Genomic DNA, 13744 nt, shown 5'->3' on the forward strand with positions numbered 1-13744 from the left:
TCACCGGGTGCCCGCGCTCTCCTCCAGGTAGGCCAGCGCGCCCACCGGCTCCTCGGCGAAGAACACCAGGTCGATGAGCGGCCTCGGCAGGAAACCCTCGGCCTCCATGCGGCGGAACTGTTCCTTGAGCCCGTCGTAGAAGCCCGCGGTGTTCAGCAGGACCACCGGCTTGTCCGTCCTCCCGTGCTTCTTCAGCTCCAGGATCTCGGTCGCCTCGTCGAGCGTCCCGGTGCCGCCGACCATCACGACCACCGCGTCGGCCTTCTCCAGGAGCAGCGCCTTGCGCTCGGCGAGGTCCCGGGCGATGACCATCTCGTCGGCGCCCGCCCGTGCCCTGGCCGCCAGGAAGTCCACGGAGACGCCCACCAGCCGTCCGCCCGCCGCCTGGACGCCGTCGGCGACCACCTTCATGAGGCCGACGTCGGAACCGCCCCACACCAGGGTGTGGCCGCCCTTGCCGAGGAGTTCCGCGAACTCGCGCGCGGGGCCCGTGTAGCGGTCGTCGAGGTCGGCGGCGGAGAGGAAGACACAGATGTTCATGCGATCACGGTACGCGGGAAGAACCCGGGCCCCGCGGGTGCTTTCCCGTTATGACCCAAGGACACACGATCACCATCGAGCAGGGCACCCAGCGCGTACGCGTCGTGCACGGCGACCAGGTCCTGGCGGAGAGCGACCGGCCGCTGCTGCTGCGCGAGACGGGCTGCCCGGTGCGCTACTACATCCCTCCGCAGGACGTCCGCCTGGACCTGCTGACCGCCTCCGACACCCGCACGCACTGCCCCTTCAAGGGCGACGCGTCCTACTGGTCGCTGCCCGACGCCGCCGACCTCGTCTGGTTCTACCCCGAGCCGAAGGCGGAGGTCGCCCAGATCAAGGACCACCTGTGCTTCTACGAGGTGGAGGTCCTGTAGTCCCGGGGCCGATGAGTTCCGGGCCGCCGGGCGGTCTGCACGGGCATGGACAAGAAGGTTCTCTCGCGCGACGGGACGCCCCTCGCGTACGCACGTCACGGTGACGGCCCGGCCGTCGTCCTGGTGGGCGGGGCCCTGTGCACGGGTGCCACGCTGGCGCCTCTCGCGAGGGCCCTGTCGGACCGCTTCGGCGCCGTCACGTACGACCGCCGGGGCCGCGGCGCCAGCGGCGACACGGCGTCGTCCTGCACGGTCGCCCGCGAGGTCGAGGACATCGCGGCGCTGATCGAGGCGTGCGGGGGCACCGCGTCCCTCTACGGCGTCTCGTCGGGCGGTGTGCTGGCCCTCCGGGCGGCGGCGAGCGGGCTGCCGGTCGACGCGGTGGCCGTCTACGAGACGCCGTTCGCCCTCCACGAGGAGCGTGCCGAGGGGCGCCGGGAGTACACCCGGCGGCTGACCGAGCTGCTCGGGCAGGACCGGCGCGGGGACGCCCTGGAACTGTTCATGGCGCTCACCGGCATGCCTCCGGAGGCGATCGCCGGCGCCCGGCGGTCCCCCGGGTGGGCCGGCATGGAGGCGATCGCTCCCACCCTCGCGTACGACGACGCCGTCATGGGCGGCGGTCTGTCGCCCCGGGAGCTGCCGGCCTCGCTGCCGGTGCCGGTGCTCTCCGTCGCGGGCGGCGCGAGCCCCTCGTGGATGCGCGAGGCCGCGCGGGCGGTCGCGGACGCGGCGCCCGCGGGCTCGTACCGGGTGCTGGAGGGGCAGACCCACGCCGTGGAGACCGCGGCCCTGGCGCCGCTCCTGGAGGAGTTCTTCGGGAGCGGCGGCGCGAGCGGCGGAACCCGTTAGGGGAGGCCTCGAAACCCGCTGGGGGCGGAGGCGGGGCCGGCCGGACCGGTCAGACCGACGCCGTCGCGCGTGTGGTCGTCGCGATCGTCGCCGAGCCCACCACGCGTGTGCCGTCGTACAGGACGATCGCCTGGCCGGGGGCGACCCCGCGGACCGGCTCGGTGAACGCGACCTCCAGACCGCCGTCGACGAGTTCGGCGGTGACCGTCGTCTCGCCGCCGTGGGCCCGGAGCTGGGCGGTGTAGGTGCCGGGGCCGGCCGGGGCGGCACCGCACCAGCGGGGCTTGATCGCCGTCAGGGCGGAGACGTCCAGGGACGCCGCCGGGCCGACCGTCACCCTGTTGTCCACCGGCGAGATGTCCAGGACGTAGCGCGGCTTGCCGTCGGCGGCCGGGGTGCCGATGCGCAGGCCCTTGCGCTGGCCGATGGTGAAGCCGAACGCGCCCTCGTGGGTGCCGACGACCGCGCCGGACTCGTCCACGATGTCGCCCTCCGCCTTGCCCAGACGGTTCGCGAGGAAGCCCTGGGTGTCGCCGTCGGCGATGAAGCAGATGTCGTGCGAGTCGGGCTTCTTGGCGACCGCGAGGCCGCGGCGCTCCGCCTCGGCACGGATCTCGTCCTTGGTGGTGAGGGTGTCTCCGAGCGGGAACAGCGCGTGCGCGAGCTGGCGGTCGTCGAGGACACCGAGCACGTACGACTGGTCCTTGGCCATGTCGGAGGCGCGGTGCAGTTCGCGGGTGCCGTCCTCGTTCACGAGGACCTTCGCGTAGTGGCCCGTGCAGACCGCGTCGAAGCCGAGCGCGAGCGCCTTGTCGAGCAGGGCGGCGAACTTGATCTTCTCGTTGCAGCGCAGACACGGGTTCGGGGTGCGCCCCGCCTCGTACTCGGCGACGAAGTCCTCGACCACGTCCTCGCGGAAGCGCTCGGCGAGGTCCCACACGTAGAACGGGATGCCGATGACGTCGGCGGCGCGGCGGGCGTCCCGGGAGTCCTCGATGGTGCAACAGCCGCGCGCGCCGGTGCGGAACGACTGGGGGTTGGCGGAGAGCGCGAGGTGCACGCCCGTCACGTCGTGGCCCGCCTCCGCCGCGCGGGCGGCGGCGACGGCGGAGTCCACGCCGCCGGACATGGCGGCGAGGACGCGGAGGGGGCGGGGGCGCGGCGAGGTCTCAGTCATAACCCCTCCAGGGTACGGGGCGCCGGGAACCGATTCCCGCGAGTATGCGTTGAGGATCGCGACGGGAGCGATAGGGGACGAACACGATGAGCGGAGCCGCGCAGGAGGCGCCGGACACGCGGGAGGCACCGGACGGGGCGAACCCGGATCCGGGGTCACCGAGCCCGGGGTCGCCGGGTCGCGAGACACCGGACCGGGACGCACCGGACCGTGGCGCACCGCGGCTGAAGGAGCGCGCGGGCAGGGACGGCGACCGGCGGGTCGGGCGGCGGACGCTGCTCGTCGGCGGCCTGGCGGCGGCCGTGGGCACGGCCGTGCTCGCACGCGGCGAGCTGGGGCATGTGTGGTGGCGGCTGCCGGGCGTGGAGAAGCCCCGCGAGGAGGGCGTGGTCGACTTCCGGGGCGCCCGGTGGGTGGCGGCGTCGAGTGCGAACTGGCGGCGGGCGGACCGGCCCGACGACTACGCCATAGACCGCGTGGTCATCCATGTCACCCAGGGCAGCTACCGCAGCGCGGTCAAGGTCTTCCAGGACCCGGGCCACGGCGCGGCCGCGCACTACATCGTCCGCAAGGACGGCCGCATCACCCAGATGATCCGCGAGCTGGACGTGGCGTTCCACGCGGGCAACCGCGGGTACAACGAGCGGAGCGTCGGCATCGAGCACGAGGGCTTCGTCGAACACGCGTCGTCGTTCACCGACGCCATGTACCGGTCCTCGGCGCGGCTGACGGCCGGGATCTGCGCCCGCTACGACATCCCCGTCGACCGCGAGCACATCATCGGACACGTGGAGGTGCCGGGCACCGACCACACCGACCCCGGCCGCTACTGGGACTGGGACCGGTACCTGCAACTGGTGCGCCGGGCGGCCACCGCGCCGGAGCCGACCGCCACCTCCGCCGGGCCGACCCGCGCCGCGCGGACGTAGCCACCGCCTGCGCCCGCCCGCGAGCCCCGCCGACGCACTCCCGTGAGCCCCGCGGGAGCCTGTTCCCCGCGTGGTCAGGCCACGGACGACCGTGCGGCGGCCCGAGGGCTCCGTCCGGCGGGCCGGGTCACCGCACGGTGCGGTTCAGCTCAGGCCCGCCGTCCGCGCCCGCTCCACGGCCGGTCCGATGGCCTTCGCGACCGCCTCGACGTCCGCCTCCGTGGAGGTGTGGCCGAGGGAGAACCGCAGGGTGCCGCGGGCCAGGTCCGGATCGGTGCCGGTGGCCAGCAGGACGTGGCTGGGCTGGGCGACGCCCGCGGTGCACGCGGAGCCCGTGGAGCACTCGATGCCCTGCGCGTCCAGGAGCAGCAGCAGGGAGTCGCCCTCGCAGCCCGGGAACGTGAAGTGCGCGTTGGCGGGCAGCCGGCCCGCGGGGTCGGGGTCGCCGCCGAGGAGGGCGTCGGGCACGGCGGCACGTACGGCGTCGACTAGGTCGTCGCGGAGCGCGCCGATCTCCCGGGCGAACCACTCGCGCTGCTCGGTGGCGAGCCGGCCGGCGACCGCGAAGGACGCGACGGCGGGCACGTCCAGGGTGCCGGAGCGCACATGGCGTTCCTGACCGCCTCCGTGCAGCACCGGTACGGGGGTGTACTCGCGGCCGAGCAGCAGCGCGCCGATGCCGTACGGGCCGCCGATCTTGTGGGCCGAGACGGTCATCGCGGCGAGGCCGGAGTGCGCGAAGTCGAGGGGGAGCTGCCCGAAGGCCTGGACGGCGTCCGAGTGCAGCGGGACGCCGAACTCGGCGGCGACGTCCGCCAGTTCGCGGATCGGCAGCACGGTGCCGATCTCGTTGTTGGCCCACATCACGGTGGCGAGGGCGACGTCGTCGGGGTTGCGGGCGATGGCCTCGCGCAGGGCGTCCGGGTGGACGCGGCCGTAGGGGTCGACGGGCAGGTACTCGACCGTGGCGCCCTCGTGTTCGCCCAGCCAGTCGACGGCGTCGAGGACGGCGTGGTGCTCCACGGGGCTCGCGAGCACCCGGGTGCGGGCCGGGTCGGCGTCGCGGCGGGCCCAGTACAGACCCTTCACGGCGAGGTTGTCGGCCTCGGTGCCGCCGGAGGTGAGGACCACCTCGCTGGGGCGGGCGCCGAGGGCCTCCGCGAGGCTCTCGCGGGCCTCCTCGACGGTACGGCGGGCCCTGCGGCCGGCGGCGTGGAGGGAGGAGGCGTTGCCCGTGACGCTCAGCTGGGCGGTCAGGGCCTCTACCGCCTCCGGGAGCATCGGGGTGGTCGCGGCGTGGTCGAGGTAAGCCATGGTGGCCCTGATTCTACGGGCCTCCGCTCCCCTGCTTTCGGCCCCGTCGGGGTGACCGTCCGCCGGCCCCCGTCCGGTGTCCGTCAGGAGGCTCCCGGAGGTTCCGGGAGACCGCGGTCGGGAGGCTGGTTCCGGGAGACCGCGGTTCAGAAGTTCCAGGACACCGTGCTGTCGAAGTGCATGAACGCCACCAGCACCACGAGGTCGGCGATGCCCAGGCCGAGGCCGAGGAAGGCGCGGCCGCGGCGGGCGGTGCCGCGCCAGAGGGCGGTGGAGGCGAGGACGATGGCGATGGGGCCCAGGAAGACGTTCAGCACCAGCAGGCCGAGCAGTCCGAGGATGAAGGAGGCGACGGCCATGCCGTCGGCGTCCCGGGTACCGGTGCGGCGGGTGGGCGTGGCGGTGAGTTCCATGGGGTGAGTCAGCTCCCTGCGGCTCAGTGGGCGGAGGTGTGGCGCCGGCGGGCGGCGCGCTCGCGGACCGCGAAGACGGTCAGCCAGATGCCGATGACGGCGGCGGCGACGAGGGAGACGGGCAGCGGGGCATGGGCCACCGAGCCCATGACGACGCCCATCAGCAGGAGTGCGGCGACGAGGAACAGCATGTGAGTGCCTCTCGTGAGTCTCTGGGTCCGGCCCCCGGAGTCATGACCTCGACGGTGAGGCCCGATTGTTTCGGGGACCTGACGATTCAGTGAACGGTTGTAGTAACACTTGTTCACTGACTCCGAAGTCTAGCGCGTCGCCCGGCTTTCCAATTACAGAGAACAGTTGTTAACTGCATGGTATGAGTCACACTCTCGGCATCCGGCAGGCGCAGAAGCAGAAGACGCGACAGGCGCTCCTGGACGCGGCGTTGGAGCTGCTGGAGGACCAGAGCCTGAGCAGCCTGGGCCTGCGCGAGGTCACCCGTGCCGTGGGCGTGGCCCCGACCGCCTTCTACCGGCACTTCCGCTCGACGGCGGATCTCGGCGTGGCGCTGGTCGAGGAGGCTCTGGGCAGCCTGCATCCGATGATCGGGGACACCGTGTCGGCGGCCGGTGACAGCGGTGAACGCATCGGTCGCGCGGTCGATCTGATCGCCCGCCATGTCGAGACCCACCCCGCCCACGTCCGCTTCATCGCCCGCGAGCGGCACGGCGGCGTCCAGCCGGTACGGCAGGCGATCAGTGGCCAACTGGCCCGGTTCGCCCAGGAGGTACGGGTCGAGCTGGCCAAACAGCCCGAGTCGCAGGGGTGGAGCGACGACGATCTGCTGATGCTCGCCGGCCTCTACGTCGATCAGATGCTGATGACGGCCTCGCTCTACCTGGAGGCGCTGGAGGCGTCCGAGGAGGAACGGGAGCGGGTGGCCCAGGTGGCGGCTCGCCAGATGCGGCTGATCGCCATCGGCCGCCGCAACTGGCTGGGTTGACACACGCGCCCCGGCAACGGGCGCGGGTGACGCGTCCGTTCACCGAACGCGTCACGCCGAAGCCGGAGCACCCGGACACCCCGGCACCCCGGCACCCCGGCACCCCGGCACCCCGGCACCCCGGCACCCCGAGTGTCCGGTCCTGGAGGGACCGCGGGCCGGCGCCTGCCGGTCCGTACGGAGCGGCGCCCCTCCGAGGCGGCCGACGCGTACGGAGACCGGCGGCCTGTCCGGGTCGGCGACCGGTGGCCGTCCGGAGCGGCGGATCGTCCGGACCGGCGGCCGGCCGGCCGACTCACCGACGACCCGATCGACTAGCCGACTAGCCGACTAGCCGAGCCTGACCCGGGCGAGCTGCCGGGACTGCGCGACCAGCCGGTCCGCGCTGTCCCACACCTCGGCGTCCTCCTCCAGGAAGCCGCCTGCCAGGTTGCGGGTGGTGATGGAGACCCGCAGCGGGCCGGGCGCGGGACGGCAGCGCACGTGCACCGTGAGCTCGACCGTCGGCACCCAGCCCGACAGTCCGATCTCGAAGGCGGTCGGCGGCAGCGCGTCGACCGCGAGGAGCAGGGAGAGCGGGTCGGCGTCGCGGCCGTCGGCGAGCCCGAACCAGGCCCGCATCTCGCCCTTGCCGGACGGCGCCCCCAGGGCCCAGCCCAGCGTCGAGGGGTCGAGCTTGAGCATCAGCCGTTCGGTGATGGCGGAGCTGCCGTCGATGGGGGCCGGCCCGTCCTCGGGCCCGAAGCAGTGCTCCATCGGCGGGATCGCGGGCGGCGTCGCCGTGGTGCGGACGTCGTCGGGCAGGGAGCCGAGGTCGCCGTACGAGGCGAGCACGCGGATGCGTTCGACCTCGCGGCCCTCGTCGTCGTACTGGAAGAGCGAGGCCTGGCCGGTCGACAGGGTGCGGCCGGTGCGGACGACGTCCGTGCGGACGACCGCGGGTCCCGGCTGGGAGGCGGTGAGATAGTGCGCCGAGATGGTGAACGGGTCGTCGTGCGGCAGGGCGTCCGCGAGGGCGCGGCCCAGAACGGCCAGCAGGTATCCGCCGTTGACGGCGCTGATGATCGTCCATCCCGGGGACAGGTCGACGTCGTAGACGCCGGGTGCACGCAGGGTGACCGCGGTGTCGCGGTCGAACTCACTGTCGCCGATCGTGGCTCGCACGGCCTGTGCCGAAGCTGCTTCTGACATGCCTGAACGGTACAACAAGGCATTACTAAGCGGTAGCTTTTGTTGTTTCGAGCACGTCACACCTCCCGCCCCTCGTGTGATTTCGGCAATTTCTTGGTAAGTGTCCGGCACTCGTCCGTGACCAACGGCTTCGGAACCCCCTCTTCAGGGACATACAACCCGATGCAGCCGCCGAGCCCGAGCCCGCCCGTCACAGGAAGAGCCGTACAGACCGTGAGCCTCACCGGAACGTCGTTCCTCCTCACCGCGATCGCCCTGGTCGCGGTCGCCCTCGTCCTCCCTCTCGTCCTGTGGTCGCGCGTCCCCGGCCCCGCGTTCCTGCGCAGCACGGCCCGGATGCTGATGCTGCTGTTCGCCCAGGGCACGGCGATCACCCTCGTCTTCGTGCTCGTGAACAACGCCAACAGCCTCTACGACAACTGGTCCGACCTCCTCGGCACGGGCAACCACGTGCAGGCGGCCGCCGACCTGGGCGCCGACGGCACCGGCGGTGTCTCGCTGCGTGAGCTGCCCCGGATCCACCAGACGTTCACGGAGGCGGACGGCCCGGCCATGCGCCAGGCGGGCGGGGTGCGCGTCACTCAGCTGCACGGCCAGGTCTCGGGAGTGAACGCCGAGGTCTACGTCTGGCTGCCGCCGCAGTACGACGAGCCCGCCTACCGCAACCGGAAGTTCCCCGTGGTCGAACTCCTGCCCGGCTATCCGGGCTCGGCCAAGGCGTGGTTCGGTTCTCTGAAGGTCCATGAACAACTGCTGCCGCTGATGCGGGACGGGCGGGTCGCGCCGTTCATCCTGGTGGCGCCGCGCACGACGTTGCTGGCGAAGGTGGACACCGGCTGCGCCAACGTCCCCGGCAAGGTGAACGCCGACACCTGGCTCAGCATCGACGTGCCGAAGATGGTGACGGACAACTTCCGCGCCAAGGCCGCGCCGGACGGCTGGGGCGTGGCGGGCTACTCGGCGGGCGCGCACTGCGCGACCAAGCTCGCCGTCGCCCACCCCGACCGCTACCGGGCCGCGGTCAGCATGTCCGGGTACAACGACCCGATCGGCGAACGCAACTCGCTGCCCGCGCGCAACCTCGAGCTGCGCCGCCGGAACAACCCCCTCCTGCTGCTGCGCGCCGAGCGCGTCCCGCCCCGCGTCGCGCTCTACTACTCCGGCGAGGTGCACGACGGCTACGAGGCGGGCGCCGCGCTCCAGGAGATCGCGAAACCGCCGACGACCGTCCGGGTGGTGCTGCTGCCGCGCAGCGCGGGCGGTCACAACATGGCGCTGTGGCGACCGCAGGTGACCGAGGTGTTCCGCTGGCTGACCGAGCAGATCGGCCCCGGTGCGCGGGCTAAGGGGTCTCCGCCTCGGTCGCTGTCGAGCGCCGGTTCCAGGCGCGCGGCGCTCGCCAGTGGAAACGCATCGCGAGAAGCCGCAGCACGAAGGCCGTGACCACCGCGAGCCCGCTGGTGAAAGGGGTCAGCGCGTCGTAGCGGATGCACAGGGCGACCATGGTGGCGCCGACGATGGCGGGGACCGCGTAGAGATCGCGGTCCCAGCGCAGCAGCGACGGCACCTCGTTGGCGAGCACGTCACGCAGCACGCCGCCGCCGACGGCCGTGGCGAGCCCGAGGGCGGCCGACGCGGTCAGGCCGAGACCGTACTCGTACGCCTTCGTGGTGCCCGCGACGCAGAACAGGCCGAGCCCGGCCGCGTCGAAGACGTTCACCGCGACCTGGATGCGCTCCACCTCGGGGTGCAGGAAGAAGACCAGGAGCGCGGCCAGCAGCGGTGTGAGGAAGTAGCCGAGGTCGGTGAAGGCGGCCGGCGGCACGGCGCCGATGACCACGTCACGCAACAGCCCCCCGCCCAGCGCGGTGACCTCGGCGAGGACGGCGATGCCGAACACGTCGAAGTTCTTGCGTACGGCCAGCAGGGCACCCGAGATCGCGAAGACGAAGATGCCGATCAGGTCGAGCGTGTGCTGGACGGAGGGACTGAAAAGTTGCTGAAGCACCCCTACATTCTCACCCGCCGCAGGGACTGCACCTTACAAAGAAAGGCCTAGACGGCAAACGGAGGCCTAGAGGGAAGGTTTTCCGGGGGTGAAGAGCCAGGTCTGGAAGAGATCGTCGAGCTGCTTCCCGGAGATCTTCTCCGCGAGCCGGATGAAGTCGGCCGTGTTCGCGTTGCCGTAGCGGTGCAGCTTGGTCCAGGCGGGCAGCAGCTTGAAGAACGCGGTGTCGCCGATGCGCTCGCGCAGCATCTGGAGCGTCATCGCGCCGCGCTGGTAGACCGCCGAGGCGAACATGGTGTCCCGCTGCGGATCGGCGACGACCGTCTGCCAGAAGGAGGACGCCGCGGGCCGTGAGTCGTACCCGGCGAGGAACGAGTCGTGCGCCGAGCGGACGCCCTGGTGCTCGGACCACAGCCACTGGGCGTAGGTCGCGAAGCCCTCGTTGAGCCAGATGTCCTTCCAGTGCTCGACCGAGACCGAGTCGCCGAACCACTGGTGCGCCAGCTCGTGCACGATGGTCGACTCCGAGCGCACCGCGGAGTACGCGGGCTTGGACTGCACCTCCAGCGAGAACCCGGCCTCCGGCATGTCGTCGACGATCGCGCCGGTCTCCTCGAAGGGATAGGGCCCGAAGATCTGCGACCAGTAGTCGGTGGCCGCGGCGGTCACGGCGTACACGTCGACGCTGTTGCTGTTGGCGAGCACCGGGTCGATGGCGACGTAGATCGGTGTGCCGGCCGGGGTCCTCCCCGACTTCACGTCGAACTTCCCGATGGTCGCGGTCGCGAGGTAGGTCGCCATGGGCCGGCTCTCGCGCCAGTGCGTGACGGTGCTGGCGCCCTTGTCGTACGTCGAGACCAGGCGGCCGTTGGAGACACCGGTGAGGCCCTTGGGAGCCTTGATACGGATGTCGTACGTGGCCTTGTCGGAGGGGTGGTCGCTGGACGGGAACCAGGTGGAGGCGGCGTTCGGCTCGCAGGCGACGAAGACGCCGTCCGCGGTCTTCATCCATCCGTAGTCGGAGCCGAAGACGATGGGGCCGTTGAGCGCTTCGGGGACACCGCCGTAGGTGACGGTCACCGTGAAGGTCCTGCCCTTCGACAGCGTGCCGCGCGGGGTGACGCGGATCTCGTCGCCGGTACGGGTGAAGTCGGCGCGTCTGCCGTTCACCTCGACCTTCGTGACCTCCAGTTTCTGCAGGTCCAGGTCGAAGGAGGAGAGGTTCTGGGTGGCACGGGCCGTGAGCGTCGTACGCCCGTCGAGGCGGTCGGTGTCCGGGTTGTAGGCCACGTCGAGGTCGTAGTGGCGGGCGTCGAAGCCGCCGTTGCCGAGCTGGGGGAAGTAGGGGTCACCGATGCCGTCCGCGCCCGGTTTGGGGGCGGAGGAGGCGGCGATGACGAGGAAGGAGGCCGCCGCGGTCGCGAGCGCTCCTAAACGTGCCGAACGGGAGAGTGCCATGAGCGTCCCTTTCGTACGTGTTCTGATCGCTGCTGATCAGATGGACACGCGAGACTCTGCACTCTCCCGTTCGGGCATGTTCATGACTTTGCCCAATCGTCACGGCCTACTCGCCGGTTGACTCCTGACGGGCGGCTTCCGGTTCGGCGGGGCCCGCGCCGTCGCCGAACCCCCGGGGTCCCCGCGCCGCCGAAAACGGACGCACGGTCCACCACTTGAACAGGCGGAGACCCGAGTAATTCCGATTCTTTACCGCACAATGCGGCAGGCTCAATTGTTCCTCAACTCCCCCGCATTCGATTGACCACCCTCGGTCATCTCCATAAGCTCACTCCAGCTCGACGGACTCCGCGAAAACCGGAGACCGGACCACTCACATGGGGGAATTCATGCGAAAGAGAGCCAAGCTCGCCACGCTCGTCGTGGCCGGAATCATGCCGGTTGTCGCGGGCGTCGCGCCGGCCTCGGCGGTCGTCACCCCGAAAAGGTCGTGCCCGATCGACTACGGGGTCCGGATCACCTCGCACACGACCTACCGGATTCCCGCGAGCGGCGCGTACTTCAAGGACGGTCCCGGCGGCACGGTCAGCGCCTCCGTCACCCGGGCGTCGACCATCACGTACAGCCTCTCGACCTCCCTGGAGGTGAGCGCCAGCTACCTGTTCGCCTCGGCGAAGGCGTCGGTGAGCGGCAGCATCACCAAGTCCGTGGCCGTCACGACCGGCCACACGTACTCGCACGACATCCACGCCCGCAAGTACGGCAACCTGCAGTACGGCTCCAACGGCTTCAAGGTCGGGTGGGAGTCGAACCGCACGAACCCGAACTGCTCGGTGACGACGCTCGCGTCGGGTACGGCCAAGCTTCCGGCGACTTCCGTCGGCTGGCACTTCTGGGAGACCAGTTCCTGATCGAAGAATGCCCGGCGAAAAGGCCTCGACCACCGAATTCGCCCTGGCCTTCACTTTCACCTTCTCTTTCACATTCGCTTACGCCTTCGCTTTCGCTTTCAACTTCGGCGTCCGATCCGGAGTCCGCAAAAACCTGTGCCCCGGTAGCCAATACTCTGGCTACCGGGGCACGGCCGTCGGCGGTTTCGCGCCGGCTTCGATACTGCGCCTGACTACTTCTGGGTGTCGGTTCCCGATTCCCTCGACGCGTCCGGCTCATCGGCGGCGGTCTCATCGGGCGCGTCCTCGGACACCACCGCGGCGGGCTCCTCGGCAGCGGTCACCGGGGACTCCTCCGCGGCGGTCACCGGGGACTCCTCCTCGGCAGCGGCCTCCGCGGACTCCTTCGCCGGGGTCTCGGCGGGGTGCAGCACCGCGGCCACCGCCGCCGACGTCTCCGCCGACTCCGCCAGCACCTCGTCGGCCACGAACTCGGCCGCCTTCTTCGCCACGGACAGCAGCACCGTGTCCTGCGGTGCCTGGTCCTCGAAGTTCTCAGGGTGGTGGCAGGCCACCCGCTGGCCGGGCTTCAGCTCCAGGAGCGGCGGCTCGGTCGTCTTGCAGATCTCCGTGGCCTTCCAGCACCGCGTGTGGAAGCGGCACCCGCTCGGCGGCGCGATCGGCGAGGGCACGTCGCCCGTGAGCAGGATGCGCTCGCTCTTCGCGTTCCGGCGCTTCGGGTCCGGGATCGGCACCGCGGACATCAGGGCCTTGGTGTACGGGTGCATCGGCGCCGAGTAGAGCGAGTCGCGGTCGGCGAGCTCCACGATCTTGCCGAGGTACATCACCGCGATCCGGTCCGAGACGTGCCGGACGACCGACAGGTCGTGCGCGATGATCACGTACGTGAGGCCGAGCTCCTGCTGCAGGTCGTCGAGGAGGTTGACGACCTGGGCCTGGATGGACACGTCCAGCGCCGACACCGGCTCGTCCGCCACGACCAGCTTCGGGTTCAGCGCGAGCGCGCGGGCGATGCCGATGCGCTGGCGCTGACCGCCGGAGAACTCGTGCGGATACCGGTTGTAGTGCTCGGGGTTGAGGCCGACGACCGACAGCAGTCGCTGGACCTCCTTCTTGACACCGCCCTCGGGGGTCACACCCTGCAACTTGAACGGCGCACTGATGATCGTGCCGATCGTGTGGCGGGGGTTGAGCGACGAGTACGGGTCCTGGAAGATCATCTGGACGTCACGGCGCATCGGGCGCATGCCGCTCACACCGAGGTGCGTGATGTCCTTGCCCTCGAACTCGACCTTGCCCGCGGTCGGTTCGAGCAGCCGGGTGATGAGCCGGCCCATCGTGGACTTGCCGCAGCCGGACTCGCCCACGACGCCCAGGGTCTCCCCGGAACGCACCTCGAAGTCGAGGCCGTCGACGGCGCGCACGGCACCGACCTGACGCTGCAACAGGCCCTTCCGGATGGGGAAGTGCTTCTGCAGTCCGGTCACCTTCAGCAGGACCTCGCCGGGGGCGGCGTCCTTGGTGAGAGTGGCGCCGCCTTCGTCCTGTGCCTGTGCGGGAATGGTCACTTCCGCGTC

General features: G+C 71.0%; 15 protein-coding genes. 6 read left to right on the forward strand and 9 right to left on the reverse strand.

Annotated features, from left to right (window positions below):
* Positions 1–540, reverse strand: a complete 540-nt coding sequence (locus tag ACFV2J_RS26735; RefSeq protein WP_356270080.1) for a TIGR00730 family Rossman fold protein — start codon at positions 538–540, stop codon at positions 1–3.
* Positions 541–590: 50 nt separating this feature from the next.
* On the opposite strand from ACFV2J_RS26735, the gene ACFV2J_RS26740 reads away from it, so the two are divergent.
* Entirely contained in the window at positions 591–914 is a 324-nt protein-coding gene (locus ACFV2J_RS26740; RefSeq protein ID WP_385087365.1) for a DUF427 domain-containing protein, read from the forward strand.
* 45 nt (positions 915–959) lie between these two features.
* Entirely contained in the window at positions 960–1766 is an 807-nt protein-coding gene (locus ACFV2J_RS26745) for an alpha/beta fold hydrolase (RefSeq protein ID WP_385087367.1), read from the forward strand.
* A gap of 49 nt (positions 1767–1815) precedes the next feature.
* On the opposite strand, the gene mnmA is transcribed toward ACFV2J_RS26745, so the two are convergent.
* A complete protein-coding gene (mnmA, locus tag ACFV2J_RS26750; RefSeq protein WP_385087369.1) occupies positions 1816–2943 on the reverse strand; it encodes a tRNA 2-thiouridine(34) synthase MnmA in 1128 nt (375 codons plus the stop codon).
* An 86-nt stretch (positions 2944–3029) separates the two neighbouring features.
* Between mnmA and ACFV2J_RS26755 the strand changes: the two genes are divergently transcribed.
* The gene (locus ACFV2J_RS26755) at positions 3030–3872 is read left to right on the forward strand and encodes an N-acetylmuramoyl-L-alanine amidase (protein WP_385087371.1); all 843 of its coding nucleotides are present in this window, start codon (positions 3030–3032) and stop codon (positions 3870–3872) included.
* A gap of 144 nt (positions 3873–4016) precedes the next feature.
* Here ACFV2J_RS26755 and ACFV2J_RS26760 read toward each other — a convergent pair whose 3' ends face one another.
* From ACFV2J_RS26760 to ACFV2J_RS26770, 3 genes are all read right to left on the reverse strand, one after another.
* Positions 4017–5186, reverse strand: coding sequence for a cysteine desulfurase family protein (locus ACFV2J_RS26760; RefSeq protein ID WP_385087372.1), 1170 nt, complete (start codon positions 5184–5186; stop codon positions 4017–4019).
* A 146-nt stretch (positions 5187–5332) separates the two neighbouring features.
* Positions 5333–5599 (reverse strand): DUF4190 domain-containing protein, encoded by a 267-nt coding sequence (locus tag ACFV2J_RS26765; protein ID WP_385087374.1) that lies wholly within the window; start codon positions 5597–5599, stop codon positions 5333–5335.
* 23 nt (positions 5600–5622) lie between these two features.
* A complete protein-coding gene (locus tag ACFV2J_RS26770) occupies positions 5623–5790 on the reverse strand; it encodes a hypothetical protein (RefSeq protein ID WP_385087376.1) in 168 nt (55 codons plus the stop codon).
* A 182-nt stretch (positions 5791–5972) separates the two neighbouring features.
* Between ACFV2J_RS26770 and ACFV2J_RS26775 the strand changes: the two genes are divergently transcribed.
* Complete coding sequence (locus tag ACFV2J_RS26775) at positions 5973–6599, forward strand: TetR family transcriptional regulator (protein ID WP_385087378.1); 627 nt, start codon at positions 5973–5975, stop codon at positions 6597–6599.
* A 330-nt stretch (positions 6600–6929) separates the two neighbouring features.
* Here the strand turns inward: ACFV2J_RS26775 and ACFV2J_RS26780 are convergent, their stop codons facing one another.
* Positions 6930–7790, reverse strand: a complete 861-nt coding sequence (locus ACFV2J_RS26780) for a thioesterase family protein (RefSeq protein ID WP_385087380.1) — start codon at positions 7788–7790, stop codon at positions 6930–6932.
* A 213-nt stretch (positions 7791–8003) separates the two neighbouring features.
* On the opposite strand from ACFV2J_RS26780, the gene ACFV2J_RS26785 reads away from it, so the two are divergent.
* Positions 8004–9233, forward strand: a complete 1230-nt coding sequence (locus ACFV2J_RS26785; protein ID WP_385087382.1) for an alpha/beta hydrolase — start codon at positions 8004–8006, stop codon at positions 9231–9233.
* Here the strand turns inward: ACFV2J_RS26785 and ACFV2J_RS26790 are convergent.
* Positions 9133–9798 (reverse strand): trimeric intracellular cation channel family protein, encoded by a 666-nt coding sequence (locus ACFV2J_RS26790; protein ID WP_266701486.1) that lies wholly within the window; start codon positions 9796–9798, stop codon positions 9133–9135. The genes ACFV2J_RS26785 and ACFV2J_RS26790 overlap by 101 nt on opposite strands.
* Before the next feature lie 66 nt (positions 9799–9864).
* Positions 9865–11256 carry a M1 family metallopeptidase gene (locus ACFV2J_RS26795; protein ID WP_385087384.1) on the reverse strand — a complete coding sequence of 464 codons (1392 nt, stop codon included), beginning with the start codon at positions 11254–11256 and terminating at the stop codon, positions 9865–9867.
* Positions 11257–11645: 389 nt separating this feature from the next.
* Here ACFV2J_RS26795 and ACFV2J_RS26800 point away from each other — a divergent pair, with 389 nt between their 5' ends.
* Entirely contained in the window at positions 11646–12167 is a 522-nt protein-coding gene (locus tag ACFV2J_RS26800) for a hypothetical protein (protein ID WP_385087386.1), read from the forward strand.
* A 212-nt stretch (positions 12168–12379) separates the two neighbouring features.
* Here ACFV2J_RS26800 and ACFV2J_RS26805 read toward each other — a convergent pair whose 3' ends face one another.
* Positions 12380–13735, reverse strand: a complete 1356-nt coding sequence (locus ACFV2J_RS26805) for an ABC transporter ATP-binding protein (RefSeq protein WP_385441039.1) — start codon at positions 13733–13735, stop codon at positions 12380–12382.
* Positions 13736–13744 lie beyond the last annotated feature (9 nt).

Origin of the sequence: Streptomyces sp. NPDC059668 (assembly GCF_042734135.1) — a bacterium.
Classification (GTDB): domain Bacteria; phylum Actinomycetota; class Actinomycetes; order Streptomycetales; family Streptomycetaceae; genus Streptomyces.

Excerpts from the sequence above, each read along its gene's own strand:
- ACFV2J_RS26735 (WP_356270080.1), bottom strand. The coding sequence starts at position 540 with ATGAACATCTGTGTCTTCCTCTCCGCCGCCGACCTCGACGACCGCTAC.
- ACFV2J_RS26740 (WP_385087365.1), top strand. The coding sequence starts at position 591 with ATGACCCAAGGACACACGATCACCATCGAGCAGGGCACCCAGCGCGTA.
- ACFV2J_RS26745 (WP_385087367.1), top strand. The coding sequence starts at position 960 with ATGGACAAGAAGGTTCTCTCGCGCGACGGGACGCCCCTCGCGTACGCA.
- mnmA (WP_385087369.1), bottom strand. The coding sequence starts at position 2,943 with ATGACTGAGACCTCGCCGCGCCCCCGCCCCCTCCGCGTCCTCGCCGCC.
- ACFV2J_RS26755 (WP_385087371.1), top strand. The coding sequence starts at position 3,030 with ATGAGCGGAGCCGCGCAGGAGGCGCCGGACACGCGGGAGGCACCGGAC.
- ACFV2J_RS26760 (WP_385087372.1), bottom strand. The coding sequence starts at position 5,186 with ATGGCTTACCTCGACCACGCCGCGACCACCCCGATGCTCCCGGAGGCG.
- ACFV2J_RS26765 (WP_385087374.1), bottom strand. The coding sequence starts at position 5,599 with ATGGAACTCACCGCCACGCCCACCCGCCGCACCGGTACCCGGGACGCC.
- ACFV2J_RS26770 (WP_385087376.1), bottom strand. The coding sequence starts at position 5,790 with ATGCTGTTCCTCGTCGCCGCACTCCTGCTGATGGGCGTCGTCATGGGC.
- ACFV2J_RS26775 (WP_385087378.1), top strand. The coding sequence starts at position 5,973 with ATGAGTCACACTCTCGGCATCCGGCAGGCGCAGAAGCAGAAGACGCGA.
- ACFV2J_RS26780 (WP_385087380.1), bottom strand. The coding sequence starts at position 7,790 with ATGTCAGAAGCAGCTTCGGCACAGGCCGTGCGAGCCACGATCGGCGAC.
- ACFV2J_RS26795 (WP_385087384.1), bottom strand. The coding sequence starts at position 11,256 with ATGGCACTCTCCCGTTCGGCACGTTTAGGAGCGCTCGCGACCGCGGCG.
- ACFV2J_RS26800 (WP_385087386.1), top strand. The coding sequence starts at position 11,646 with ATGCGAAAGAGAGCCAAGCTCGCCACGCTCGTCGTGGCCGGAATCATG.